This is a genomic window from Mycoplasma sp. 2575 (genome assembly GCF_053851635.1).
In genome coordinates, this window is sequence record NZ_JBSQBB010000002.1 from 44,202 (window position 1) to 57,334 (window position 13,133).

Sequence of the window (13,133 nt, forward strand, 5' to 3'; positions counted from 1 at the left end):
TTTTAAACATCCAAGGTGAAAATTTTTATTTCATTATTGCTTTTAATTTTTTTGTTATTAATATTAACAAACTGATATTTGATGGTCAATTCATTAACACCTTTTTTTGGATTTCATAAAACATATTGGTCATTATCTTTTTCTTTAAACGGAACAATTTCAAAAGTTTTCTTTGGATATATGTCTTGTGCAGCATTAGTTTCATTTATCGCCTTAACAAATCATGAAAAAATTTCTTCTTGAAAATTATTGGCCTTGAAGATTTTATCTACTTCCTGTTTTAAGTTATTAATTTTAATTTTTAAATCTTCTAATTCCTGCATTTCTAAAGGAGTTTTTGATTCTTTTTCATTAATGTCTTTTCGTTTTTCTTCATATTTCAGAATTTTTTCTTTAATTTTTTTGTTTATCTCGTCATATTTGCTTACAATCTTTTCGGCTTCTTTTTTAATTTTTGGTCATTCTTTTGAAAATTCTGTGCCTTGATGTGTTTTTAAGGTATTTGATAAAAAAGTTACAACTTGGCTTGATTTATAATAGTATTTTGATTCATGGGTGGATTTTATTTTATTTGTTTCAAAAACTCCACTTGCATATTCATAATTTAAAAAAACTTCATAATGAATTCTAAGGTCAAAAGGGTTATTTTGAATTCTTTCAACATCTGTAAAATGAAAATCTAAAAACTTTGATTTTTCAAAATCGAGGATAATATTAATTTTGTTTTTTAAAAATTTATCCGCGTCAAATGGTTTTGGCCGATTATTGAGGATTTTTCTTTGTTCAAAAGTAAGTTTGCTCTTGTTCATTTTAATAATATCTTTATAAGTATTATCAAAATCTTTGGTTCGGATTTCTGCAAGTTTTTGTTGATTTTTAAAATCTTCATACAAATTCTTAGCTTGCAACGATCCTATGATATTTTTTTCTAAGAGAATTTCTTTGGCTTTATTATTGAATTTATCAATTGACCAAAATTCTTTTTGAATTGTTTGACTATTTTTAACAATATAATATATAGCACCCGCTACTGCAGATAGAGTGACAGTTGGTATTACAAAAAGTGTTCAAAAGTCTGATTTTCCCCTAGCTTTCTTTTGCCTATTTTTCATGATTAATATTTTACATATTAATATTTTTTTTAAATAAAATAAAAATAAAATACATAGTATTTTACGAACTTATGTATTTTATTATTTTTTTGCTTTTTTTCTTCTGTAGAATTTTTTTACAGGATTATCAATGTTCTTAATAAAATTGCATTTAGGGAAAGCAGAGCAACCAATAAATTTTTGCTTAGTTAGTTTTGTATAGCGATAAACGAGTTCTGCATTGCATAAAGGGCAGCTTTCATTAGGTTTGGCTGGCTCCAAAATGGTAACATTTAATTGATCCTTTATATCTTCATAGCGTTCATTGAAACTATCTCAGAATTTTTTCATTAAAGTTTTGTATTCTTCTTTTCCTTCTGAAATTAAGTCTAATTTTTCCTCAACTTTAGCTGTATATTCTTCATTAATAGTTCTTGGGAAACTTGTTAAAAGTTTTTCAAGAACAACCTTTCCGAATTCTGTGGGTACTAGATGTCCGTCAATTGGTTCAACAAATATTCTTTGTTTTAATACTTTTATTGTTGAAGCAAATGTTGAAGGCCTTCCAACTTTAATATCATCAAGTTTTTTAATTAATGAACCTTCACTATAACGTGCAGGCGGTAATGTTTTTTTGTCCTCTTTAATAAAATCTTTTGCCTTGATGATATCGCCAATTTTAATATTTGGAATATTAATTAATGACTCTTTGCCTGAATAAATATAATAACCGTCAAAAAGTATTCTACTATACGACATTCTAAAATTATTGTTCCCGTTATGTAAATTAAATCTTACAATTTCTTTTTCAGGACAGCTCATTAGTGACATTATTGTTTTATCATAAATCATCTTATATATTTCAAAATCGATATTGTTAAGATTATACTTTTGTAATGCTAATTCTGGTGTTAATTCAATGTATGTGGGTCTAATTGCTTCGTGAGCATCTTGAGCGCCAGAAAAACCTTTTATTTCTTTAGCTACATATTGGCTACCATATTGTTCAGTTATGTATTTACGAGCTTTTTTAACAAATGTTTCACTTAATCTAGTTGAATCAGTTCTGGGGTATGAAATTAACCCGTTTTCAAAAAGTTTTTGGGCTGATGATTGCACTGCCTGGGAATTGTGTTTTGCTTCCTTGTATAAAACTGATTGTTTAAAAGGTGTATAAGCTGATTCCTTGCGTTTAGAAACATTGATGTCATCAACAATTAGTTCATAGTTGCTATTTAATAATTCAAAAAGTATTTTTTCACCTTGTTCATTGGTTAACCAAGTATTATCTTCATATTTTTTGTCTTTTTTTAAGTACAAAGGAATGTTGACATCATTATCTATAATTGCTTCAATTTTTGAATAAATTATTGGATCAAATGTTTCAATTTCGCGCTCACGATCACAAACTAGTTTTAAAGCAATGGATTGCACTCTTCCTGCCGAAGGGTTAGTAGGAGCATTTTTTACTTTTTGCATCATTAATTGTGATAGTCTAAAGCCTATAATTCTATCTAGCATCCTTCTTGACTTTTGTGCTCTTACAAGGTTTTCGTCTATTTCAGAAGGATTTTCAACTGCTAATTTTATTGCTTCATCTGTAATTTCATTATATCTTATTCTTTTGTATTTATCTTTTAATTTTAAGGTTGAAATTAGATTACTTGCTATTGCTTCGCCTTCGCGATCGGGGTCAGTTGCAATTAGAACTTCGCTAGCATTTTTAGTTGCTTTTTTTAAATCTGAAATGGTTGACTTTTTCATTGGATCAGGAATCATCTCTGGTTCTCAATTTTCGAAATCTATTCCAAGATTATTTGTGCCCGATGTTGCCATTTTTAAAATATGCCCTGAACTAGCAATAACTTTAATTTGATCACCAACAATTTTTTGAATTGTTTTAATTTTATTTGGTGATTCGACAATCATTATTTTTTCTGACATAAGCTAAGCCTCTCTTCTGAGTAAAATATTTTAAAATGTTATCAAAAATAATAGCACAATTTTATTTTAAAAAACGAATTAAAAAAACGATTAGAATTTTTTTAATCATTCTTCTCGTTTTGTATCACTTGTATTTTTAAATATTTCCTTAATTTGAGAATTATCGCTCTTGCTTAATTTAGGAACATATAAATCAAATTTAATGAATAAATCGCCCTTGGAACTAGAATTTTTATATGGGTATCCGCAATTTTTGATTTTAAATGGTTCATTTATTTTAATGCTATGGTCTAACTTAATTTTTTTTGTTCCGTATGGTGTTGGAACATTAATTTCCTCTTCGAGTAATAAGCTCTTAATTGATAAAGGCATTTCAATGTAAAGATCATTATTTATTTTTTTGTATTTTTTGCTAGGTTTAATAGCGAATACTATATATAAATCTCCAATATTATTTCCGTTTGATGAAGGTTTCCCAAAGCCAACAATTCTAATTGTATCCCCATCCTCAATCCCTACCGGAATATTTATCTTTTGAATAGTCTTTGAATTTACTGTTTTTTTGCCGTGGCATTGATGGCATATCTTATTTATTTTCTTGCCCAATCCTAAACATACTGGACATGGCTTTATGGTAGTAAATATTGCAACTCTTTGTTGTATTTTTCCAGAACCATGGCAATTATTACATAAAATTACATCAGAAGGGGTGTCTGCACCGCTGCCCTTACAATGACCGCAAACATCATATTTATCTAGGTTAAGATCAATTGTTTTTCCATATAGTGCATCTTCAAAATCAATGTTTAATATTAGTTGTAGATCTTGACCTCTTTGATGGTTTGATTCATCAAAATTTGAAAATGATCCAAAAATATCCCCAAAGATATCAGCACCAGAAAAACCTCCGCCAAAACCCTCAAAAAAACTACGGAAAATATCCTCCGAATCCCCGAATTGATATCCATTAGCATCAAATGCGTTATGACCAAATTTATCATATTTTGCTCTTTTATTTGTGTCTGATAAAATTTCATATGCTTCTGATATTTCTTTAAATTTTTCTTCAGCATCAGCATTTTTGTTTTTGTCTGGATGATATTGCATTGCCAATTTACGGTAGGCAGCTTTGATTTCCTTTTCGGTCGCACTTTTATTTATGCCTAAAACTTCATAATAGTCTCTTTTATTCATCATAATAATAAAATTTTAGCACATTTTTAATTAGAGTGCTATTTTTTAAGGTCATCATATTTTAGAATTGCAATTCTAAAATTTTTATTAATATCTTTTTTAAATGTAACATTAGAATATTCCTTTTCAATTCATTCTTTAGCATAATCATCAATTTCAAGAATTAAGTAACCATTATTTTTTAAGAAATTCGGTGCCTCTTTTGTAATTTTTTTATAAAAAAATAATCCATTATCCTTGGCAAATAGCGCTTGCTTTGGTTCTCATTTTAAAGAAGAAGAAAATAAATGTTTCTTATTTAAATAGGGTGGATTGGAGATAATTAAATCAAATTTTTTGTTTATTTTTTTAAATAAATTACTTCTTATAATATTGTATTTTGATAGATTATTAATTTTTGCATTTAATTTAGTTTGTTTGATTGCTTGTCTTGAAATATCTGATAATGTTACATTACATCCTATATTTTTGCAAATAGCAAGACCAATAAAACCTGAACCGCAGCATAAATCTAGGACATCAGAATATTTGCTAATATAATTATATGATTCGATGATAACCTCTTCTGTTTCGTATCGTGGAATTAATACATTATATCTAATATCGATATGGATATTTTGCATTGTTTGATATCCGATAATTTTTTGTACCGGATAGTCCTTTTTTAATAATTTTTCTTCCTTTTTTGAAACAAAAAGAGGTAGCTCATATCTTCTTTTTTCTTGTAGCAATACCTCTTTTTTAATCATTATAAACCTGCTTCTTTTATTTTGTGAGCTTTTTCATCGGCAATTAACGCCTCAATAATTTTTTTCAAATCACCTTCCATAACTATTTTTAAGGAAGTTGAAAACCCGATTCTATGATCTGTAACCCGATCTTGTGGATAGTTGTAAGTTCTAATTTTTTCACTTCTTTCCCCAGTACCCGCAAGTTTTCGAAGTCCACTTTCTTCTTCTTCGCGCTTTTGAACTTCTAGTTCATAAAGTCTACTTTTTAATACTTTTAAAGCAGTTTCTTTATTTTGGATTTGACTTCTTTCATCCTGTGATGTAACTACTATTCCAGATGGTTTGTGTGTAATTCTAACTGCAGAGTCCGTTGTGTTAACTGACTGGCCTCCTGCTCCTGAAGATCTAAACACATCAATCTCGATTTCATCAGGCTTAATTTCGATATGAACGTCATCATCTACTTCAGGTAAAACCGTAACTGTCGCTGTTGAAGTATGAACTCTTCCCTGTGTTTCAGTTAATGGTACTCTTTGGACTCGATGAACTCCTCTTTCAAATTTCATTTTTGAAAACACTTTTTCACCCTTTATACTAAAAACTATCTGACTATATCCACCTGCTGAACCGTATGTGTAATCAATAATTTTTATTTTAAATCCCATTTCTTCACAAAATTTTTGGTACATTCTAAACAAATCGCCTGAAAAAATATTGGCCTCATCGCCGCCAGCAGCCCCGCGAATTTCCACAATAACATCTCTTTCATCGTTTTCATCGACGGGCAATAGTAATTCTTTTATTGTTTCTTCGAGTTCATGCATCTGTTCTATTTGTCTATTAATATCATTTCTTGCTAATTCAATCAATTCAGCATCTTTTTCATTGTTAATAATATCTTTTGATAATAAGTATAGTTCTTCAATATCTTGGTATTTTTTGAATGATACATAGATATCTTCAATGCTTGCTTTTTCTTTAGATATTTTTGTGTATTGTTTGATGTTGTTATAGATTTCAGGATCGTTTAGTTTTTGCTCTAATTCCAGGAATTGCTTCTTTATTGAGCATAGAGATTCATACATTGTTTTTTCCATAGTAATAAAAGTATATTTTAAATTACTATAATTTGCGTCAAATTTATTAAAAATAATATGCATTTTTTTATATAATTATTAGCGTATTAAATATTGCCGTCATAGCTCAGGGGCAGAGCACTTCCATGGTAAGGAAGGGGTCGCTGGTTCAATTCCAGTTGACGGCACCATATGTTTAATTGCCAAAAGCCAATTCAATTGGCTTTTATTTTGCTTTTTGTAGAAAAATAGAACAACTTTAGTTGTTCTATTAAAACATTTATTAATGATATGGCACGGGTAGCAAGACTCGAACTCACAACACACGGGGTTGAAGCCCGTTGTTCTACCATTGAACTATACCCGTATAAGAAACGCTCATAGAATATTATACATTTTTTTTCTATTTTGTATATTTTTGCTCTATTATGTAAATAATATCACCAATGGTTTTTAATTTTATTAGTTCTTCGTCTTTTATTTCTATTTTTAGTTTTAGTTCAATATCTGAAACTAATAGAACCAGATCTAAACTATCGATATCAAGATCCTTAATTAATGTTTCGTTATTAAAAATTTTTTTTGTATATTTTTTAAGTTCGTTAAATACTAATTCTTTAAAATTCATAAATATTATTATAACTTATTTGTATTTATCTTGTATGTTACAACACTTTTTTCTTTTTCACTGCTCCATTTAAAAGTTATTAACAAATTTTGGTCATCAATTTGTTTGTAAGCATATTCAACTTCGCCTTCAGTTACAAGCATTCTATTTATGATGTCTTTTATGATATAAACTATCATGTCTTCATCAATTCAAGCCTGCCCGTTTCTATAGTTTAATTTGTCATAATAGTCACTGCTCTTTATATTAGGGAAAACATCATTTCAATTAATATTTTTCTTTTCCTGTGGTTCTATGTATGAATCTTCTTTATGGTCATTTTGTTCTAATTCATTCTCTTTATTTTTTAAATCTTTTTGTTGCTGGCTTTTTTTAATTGATAGTTTATTAGTTTTGTCGTTTAATTTTTCTTTTTGAATAGTATCGACTTGGCTACTTTCTTTTTCTTTGTTTTTTTGTTGTAATACTACAAATGCTGTCGCCAACCCAGCACAACCACCAATTGCTATGGTTAATGATGTTCATAATAATAATTTTTTACTTTTTTCACTCATTATTTACCTCCTATTTGTTCTATTGATTGCAAAGAGTTTGCCATTTTGATTACGTCCGCAAAATTATCATATTTAATTTTGTGCCATTTTTCATCTGTAAGTCAACCTTTAATTGATCTTGTATTCATTCTTATTAATCCATTGTTGATATCAAAAAAAGGTTTTTCAATTTCCTGTGAATAACTCATTTTAAAGGACTTTAAATTTTTGCCTATATCAAGGTTAATTTCATAACCATATGTTCCCTTGTATTTTAATGGTATTAGAATCCCCAATTTTGCATTAAGGTTTTGATTATTTACCATAACAGTATCTGAAAATTTATCATAATAAGAATATGTATCTATAACTAAGTCTGCATTATTAAAATTATGATAGCTAAGCTTAGTATCATACTTATTTTTTGCGTAGTCATAAATGTTTGCAGATGAAAATGTTAAATCATAAATATCGCTATTATCTAGAATGTATTCTTCATTAGTCTCTTGATCGCTTTTGGCAATTTTTAGCGATAATAGTTTGATGTTATGAATTCCTTGTTTTAAATTGTTGGTATTAAAGAATAAATTCAAATATTTTGTTTTGAATTTATGGTTAATTATGTTCTTATTAATGCGGTCTGGTAGTGATTTTATTTCAATCTCGCTTAATACATTTATGGCCTTCGTATTATTTAGATTTATATTTTTAGATCTTGGATTGTTTTTAATTCAATAGGTAAATGCTTTTGCTTGATATCATAAATTTTTCACCTTATATTCAATTTCAAAATTGATATTTGCTATGTCATTAAATTCCAATTTATTTTTAGAATCATTATCACTATTATAAGTTAGTATAAAATGACCACTATTATATTCATATTTTGGCTTGAATTCTATTATTTTATTATTAATTAGTCCATTAACTCTTATGGCCTCTATTTCTTTTAATGGATTTTTATGCTCAAATGTAATAATGAATTTATCGCTTCTTATAATGCGTCTGATTTTAATTGTGGTTAATTCATTGAAACTATTTCAGTTTTCTAAATATTTTCTTTGTTTTGCATTTATGATATATTCTTCCATTCACTGTTCTTGCTTATTTTCTAATGAATGAAGTTTGGGGGTTTCATTAAAAGCAATAAACATAATCTATAAATAGGTCTACTAAATAATTTAATTTCTTATAATAAGCATTTTTAGATCAGTTTTCAAGATATCACGACGAATCACTATCTATTGTAATGAAATCATTAATGAAGATTTTTTTATAGTCCTCACTTAGCGAACTTATGAAAAAATCTAACAATCCTACATTCCTAGTATCTTTCATGTTGTTTTGTATTCTTTTAAGTTTTTGATTTAGGCAAAAATCAATTATAAAAGCTCGTTTTCTTTGTAAACTCATACTTTTAAGATTTTTAATTTTGTTTTCCAACATTTTTCCTCCTGCTTTAATTAAATTAGATAAATCAAAAAGATAAATAAAAAAGAAACTATGAACGCAAAATATTTATAATATAAATATATTTTTTTTAACGTGTTATTTGAAGGGTTTGTTAATTATGGAAAACAAGGTTAAATTGCAAAAAATGATTTCGGATTTTGGTTTTTGTTCGCGACGCGAGGCCGAAAAAATGATTATGCAAAAAAGAGTATTAGTTGATGGTCAAGTTGCAAAAATTGGTCAGAGAGTTGATGCTGAGGCTGTTATTAAAATAGATGGCGAGATCATCGAAAAAAGTGATAAAAAATTTTATATATTACTTAATAAACCTCGAAACACCATTTGCACTTTAAGAGATCCGCAGGGTAGAAAAACTATTTATGAGTGAATGGGAATGGATAAATATTGCTATTCAATTGGAAGGCTTGATTTTAATACAACAGGAGTAATAATTATTTCTAACGATGGCAATTTTGCTAATATTTTGACCCATCCTTCATCTAATATAGAAAGAGAATACATTGCAACATTGGAAAAGCCAATGAGTGAAAAAGATTTAAATTTTTTAAACTCTAATTTTGTAAAACTTAATGGTGTTTTTTCTAAACAAACAATAAAACATATCAAAGATTTAACCTACTCTATCGTTCTTAAAGAAGGTAGAAATCATCATGTGAAAAATCTCTTTTTATTAGTTAATAATTTTGTTAAAAAATTACATAGAAAAAGATATGGAGTTATTACAGATGATGGTTTAAGAGTTGGAGAACATAGGCATATTACGGCCTCTGAGTTGGAATGGTTTAAAAAAATTAAAAAAAGCTAGGTAGATATATAAGAACCTAGCTTTTGTTATTAATGATTAATTTTATATTTTTTTCAATATAATTAAAATCTGATTTAATTTTGTTGTTTGAGTTATTTATGTTGAGGTTATATTTAGCATATTTCATTCAACCTTCAGAAATATCTTTTGTGAATGTTATAGCCGTTTTTTTATCATAATTTAATTTTGCAATATTTTCATCATTTGATATTGAAATTAAATTCAAGTTATGTTTATTAGCAATTTTGAATGCAATCTGGAGATCGTTGCCTTTGGCTAAAAGGCTATATTTTGAATCATTTTTTAGTACATGATAAGACCCTGATAGAAATTTGTATTTTGAAGTTTTTTCACAATTTCAATTGCTATGAAAATTGGCTATAATGATTACGGGACCATTAAATTTATTAAGGTAATATTCAATAGAGCCCATCAATTCATTAAGATCGCCAGGATATAAAATTTTTATATTAGGAATTTGCAATAAAATACCTATTTGTTCCTCATTTTGGTAATAAATATTAGAGTTTTCAACAGAATTTAAGTCATTTTTTAGAATATATAATACTTTTAGGTTATCACTAACAGATTTTTTGATTCCTTGAATTAACTTGTCTGTATTTGATAAGGAATCAATTATTATTGGTTTAAAATTTGAGTGTCCAAATATACCATTTGCAATTAAACTCATTGCCTCGTTTTTTAATCCTAATAGTAAAGAACGGCCATCTTTGTTGTTAAAATCAAAAACTCCGTTAGTTGATTTAATTCTTGTTATTGGATCTAGCGAAGAAGAAAGTAGGAAAGCGTTTTTGTATTTATCAAATATATTATTTAAGATAACAACCATATTAGAGTAGATATCGCCTAAATTTGATATAAAATTATCATTTACATTTTCTTTTAGATCTTCTCCCAAGAATTCAATTAATTTATCTGAAGCAGTTCATTTATTAAATAAATCGTTATTATAATTAATAACTTTCTTATACTCATCTACCACTTCTTGATATTTCTCAAAAAAGTCACCACGCTTGAAGTTAGTTGTTTCTTTGAATTCCTCAATTTCATCTACTGTTAAATAATATTTATTATTGTAGTAGTTGTTAAAATTATTAACTGCTAATTCAACAATTGAACCTTTGATTTCGATAAGTGTTGGTTTTTTTGCTTTCTTAGCTTTCGATATTGCGTTTGCAATAGATTTGTAATTAGCATCCTTTAAAATAATATAATTAAATCCATATGATTCATATGTTTTTCTAATGTCATTACTATTCTTTTTAGAATTAAAGTTATTTAATAATGTGTTTGAATCATATAGCACAATTAGTTTATTTAGTTTGATTGATCCTGCATATTGTAAAGCCTCAGTCGCAATGCTTGTTTCTAGATCTTTGCTTGAAGCAAAAACATATGTAAAGTGATTTATTTCAGAAAAATTACTTGATAGAAAGGCCTCAGCAACCGCAATACCAACAGCCTCTGCAATACCGCAACCATGTTTGCCTGATGAAAAGTCAATACCAAGTTTGTTATTGCGTTTTAAATAGTTATGATATTTGCAACTTGGTTTATTAATGCTTTCAATTTCTTCCTTCGTAATAAGATTCATTAAATATAAAATTGTGTAATAGGTGGTATTTACATCCGGGCACGAAAGAATGAATCTATCTCTAGATATTCACTGGGGATTATTTATATCAAATTTATAATGAAAAGCAAAGAGTGCATGAAAAATCTTTGCAGCGCTAATATTAATTGCTACATTTGGATTTTTAGTATTTGCTATCTGGGCTAATGAATTAATTTTGATATTATCAATAGCTAAATTATTAATTCTTCTATTTTTAAACATTTTCAATTCCTTCAAAAACAATGTTAATATTGTTTGGTCTAACATTGATTAATGAATAAATTCTTTGTTCAAGCATGAATATTGCGTTCTTAGTTTCGAATGATAATATAGCTTCTTTTTTTAACTTGTAAGAAATAAAAATCTCAATATTATTTGTGCTATTTTTTATATTAATAATAGGTTTTTTTGTAAGAATTATTGAGTCTTGAGACTCAAAAAATTGATTTATTGCTTGATAAATAACATGTTCTTCAACCTTGAAGTCAAAATTCATTCTTGTGTTGACTGAGATAAAATTGCTCATTATGCTCTTCCTACATATTTACCAGTTTCAGTTGAAACCAAAATTGTTTCTCCTTCTTTGATGAATAGAGGAGTTTCGACTACATAACCGGTTTCCAAAGTAACTTTCTTTTGGGCGGCTTGAGCCGTGTTTCCTTTAACTGCATCTGGTGCTTCTGTTACTACTAATCCAACATTAGCTGGTAATTCAATATCCAAAACTTCTGATTCATATTTTCTAACAATAACTTTCATACCTTCTTTTAAAAAATTGACTTCTCATTTTATTGTTGATACAGGTATTTCTATTTGTTCGAATGTTTCTTGGTCCATTAGCACAATGTTATCTCCTGCATTGTATAGATAGTCCATTGAGACCTTATCAATCATTGCTTTTTCTACTTTTTCACCACCAGTAAAAGATTTTACAGTTATTGATCCGGTTCTTAGATCTTTTGCCTTTGCTTTAACATTGGCTTGGCCTCTTCCTTGTTTTGAGTGTTGTGCTTCTAAAACAACATAAATATTACCGTCTAATTTAAAGGTTACACCCGGTTTTAGGTCATTAACATTTATCATAATTTAACTCCTTAAAATATTGTTTATTAATTATATTTGCTTTATATTGTTATAATAAAAATATCTAAATTATAAATTAATAAATTAATATTAATTTAAAAACATTTATAAAATCTAAATTAATAATAGAATAATTACTATGAAAAAAAATGAATTAAATAATTATAAAGATAAAAAAAACTTCAACAATAAATACTTGATAATGATTAAAAAAATTCAAAATTGGATAAGAAATAAGGTGAAAAAAGCTAATGCTAGTGGGGTTGTCCTTGGGATTTCTGGCGGCATTGATAGTTCAACCTTGGCAATTATTAGTTATCAAGTTTTTAAAAAAGATGCTCATTTTTATTATTTAAAAACAAAGGTAGATGATATTAATGAAATACACATCAAGAAGTTAAATTTAGTTGTTGAAAATAAGATTGAAACGATTGATTTAACAAAAGAATTTAACGATTTTTCTGATAAGTTTAATTTAAAGGAGGATTGAATAAAAGCTAATACTAAATCACGATATTTTATGAATGTTTTATATACCAAAGCACAACAAAATAACTCATTGGTATTGGGTACAGACAATTTTGATGAATATTATTTAGGATATTTTACCAAATGAGGTGATGGTGGTTGCGATTTATTACCATTTGCAAATATATTTAAATCTGATATTTATGAGATGGCTAAACTATTAAATGCACCAACAGAAATTTTGGATAAGAGACCTTCTGCTAATTTGCTTAATGATCAATATGATGAAGATGAACTTGGCTTTTCATATGATGATTTCGAAAAATATATTATGGATAATACTTTAATAAGTAGTGATATTTCAACTAAAATTGAGTATTTTCATAAAAAAACAAGCCATAAAAGAAAGTTAATTCCAAGAGGCCCAAAGTTTAAATAAAATTTATTTTTTTATAACTACATTGAAATTAT

The 13,133-nt window shown here is 27.4% G+C and carries 14 protein-coding genes and 2 tRNA genes; 3 read left to right on the top strand and 13 right to left on the bottom strand.

The window, feature by feature from the left end:
• Nucleotides 1–2: 2 nt before the first annotated feature.
• The 5 genes from ACWXVU_RS00475 to prfA all read right to left on the bottom strand — a co-directional run bounded on the left by ACWXVU_RS00475 (nucleotide 3) and on the right by prfA (nucleotide 6,057).
• Entirely contained in the window at nucleotides 3–1,112 is a 1,110-nt protein-coding gene (locus ACWXVU_RS00475) for a hypothetical protein (RefSeq protein ID WP_456011909.1), read from the bottom strand.
• Nucleotides 1,113–1,193: 81 nt separating this feature from the next.
• The gene (gene topA / locus ACWXVU_RS00480; RefSeq protein WP_438340788.1) at nucleotides 1,194–3,035 is read right to left on the bottom strand and encodes a type I DNA topoisomerase; all 1,842 of its coding nucleotides are present in this window, start codon (nucleotides 3,033–3,035) and stop codon (nucleotides 1,194–1,196) included.
• A 90-nt stretch (nucleotides 3,036–3,125) separates the two neighbouring features.
• On the bottom strand, nucleotides 3,126–4,232 hold the full coding sequence (gene dnaJ / locus ACWXVU_RS00485; protein WP_455993996.1) for a molecular chaperone DnaJ: 1,107 nt from the start codon (nucleotides 4,230–4,232) through the stop codon (nucleotides 3,126–3,128).
• A 35-nt stretch (nucleotides 4,233–4,267) separates the two neighbouring features.
• Nucleotides 4,268–4,978 carry a peptide chain release factor N(5)-glutamine methyltransferase gene (locus ACWXVU_RS00490; protein ID WP_438340790.1) on the bottom strand — a complete coding sequence of 237 codons (711 nt, stop codon included), beginning with the start codon at nucleotides 4,976–4,978 and terminating at the stop codon, nucleotides 4,268–4,270.
• Nucleotides 4,978–6,057, bottom strand: coding sequence for a peptide chain release factor 1 (gene prfA, locus ACWXVU_RS00495; RefSeq protein ID WP_444705103.1), 1,080 nt, complete (start codon nucleotides 6,055–6,057; stop codon nucleotides 4,978–4,980). The genes ACWXVU_RS00490 and prfA overlap by 1 nt, the downstream gene beginning before the upstream one ends.
• Nucleotides 6,058–6,152: 95 nt before the next feature.
• Here prfA and ACWXVU_RS00500 point away from each other — a divergent pair.
• Nucleotides 6,153–6,227 (top strand) — tRNA-Thr (locus ACWXVU_RS00500).
• Nucleotides 6,228–6,328: 101 nt separating this feature from the next.
• Here ACWXVU_RS00500 and ACWXVU_RS00505 read toward each other — a convergent pair.
• From ACWXVU_RS00505 to ACWXVU_RS00525, 5 genes are all read right to left on the bottom strand, one after another.
• A tRNA-Trp gene (locus ACWXVU_RS00505) sits at nucleotides 6,329–6,403 on the bottom strand.
• Nucleotides 6,404–6,439: 36 nt separating this feature from the next.
• On the bottom strand, nucleotides 6,440–6,664 hold the full coding sequence (locus ACWXVU_RS00510; RefSeq protein ID WP_456011910.1) for a phosphopantetheine-binding protein: 225 nt from the start codon (nucleotides 6,662–6,664) through the stop codon (nucleotides 6,440–6,442).
• A gap of 8 nt (nucleotides 6,665–6,672) precedes the next feature.
• A complete protein-coding gene (locus tag ACWXVU_RS00515) occupies nucleotides 6,673–7,218 on the bottom strand; it encodes an MHO_1590 family protein (RefSeq protein WP_438340793.1) in 546 nt (181 codons plus the stop codon).
• Nucleotides 7,218–8,351, bottom strand: a complete 1,134-nt coding sequence (locus ACWXVU_RS00520) for an MHO_1580 family protein (RefSeq protein ID WP_444705105.1) — start codon at nucleotides 8,349–8,351, stop codon at nucleotides 7,218–7,220. The genes ACWXVU_RS00515 and ACWXVU_RS00520 overlap by 1 nt, the downstream gene beginning before the upstream one ends.
• Complete coding sequence (locus ACWXVU_RS00525) at nucleotides 8,335–8,643, bottom strand: MG284/MPN403 family protein (RefSeq protein WP_456011912.1); 309 nt, start codon at nucleotides 8,641–8,643, stop codon at nucleotides 8,335–8,337. The genes ACWXVU_RS00520 and ACWXVU_RS00525 overlap by 17 nt, the downstream gene beginning before the upstream one ends.
• Nucleotides 8,644–8,767: 124 nt before the next feature.
• Here ACWXVU_RS00525 and ACWXVU_RS00530 point away from each other — a divergent pair, with 124 nt between their 5' ends.
• Entirely contained in the window at nucleotides 8,768–9,475 is a 708-nt protein-coding gene (locus tag ACWXVU_RS00530; protein WP_456011914.1) for a pseudouridine synthase, read from the top strand.
• A 16-nt stretch (nucleotides 9,476–9,491) separates the two neighbouring features.
• On the opposite strand, the gene ACWXVU_RS00535 is transcribed toward ACWXVU_RS00530, so the two are convergent.
• From ACWXVU_RS00535 to efp, 3 genes are read right to left on the bottom strand one after another with little or no spacing between them, the layout of a single operon-like run.
• A complete protein-coding gene (locus tag ACWXVU_RS00535) occupies nucleotides 9,492–11,333 on the bottom strand; it encodes a hypothetical protein (RefSeq protein WP_456011916.1) in 1,842 nt (613 codons plus the stop codon).
• Nucleotides 11,326–11,637, bottom strand: a complete 312-nt coding sequence (locus ACWXVU_RS00540; protein WP_438340798.1) for an MMB_0454 family protein — start codon at nucleotides 11,635–11,637, stop codon at nucleotides 11,326–11,328. Before ACWXVU_RS00540 ends, ACWXVU_RS00535 begins: the two co-directional genes overlap by 8 nt.
• Nucleotides 11,637–12,194, bottom strand: coding sequence for an elongation factor P (efp, locus tag ACWXVU_RS00545; protein ID WP_438340799.1), 558 nt, complete (start codon nucleotides 12,192–12,194; stop codon nucleotides 11,637–11,639). Before efp ends, ACWXVU_RS00540 begins: the two co-directional genes overlap by 1 nt.
• Before the next feature lie 139 nt (nucleotides 12,195–12,333).
• Here efp and nadE point away from each other — a divergent pair, with 139 nt between their 5' ends.
• A complete protein-coding gene (gene nadE, locus ACWXVU_RS00550; RefSeq protein WP_456011917.1) occupies nucleotides 12,334–13,101 on the top strand; it encodes an NAD(+) synthase in 768 nt (255 codons plus the stop codon).
• Nucleotides 13,102–13,133: the final 32 nt, after the last annotated feature.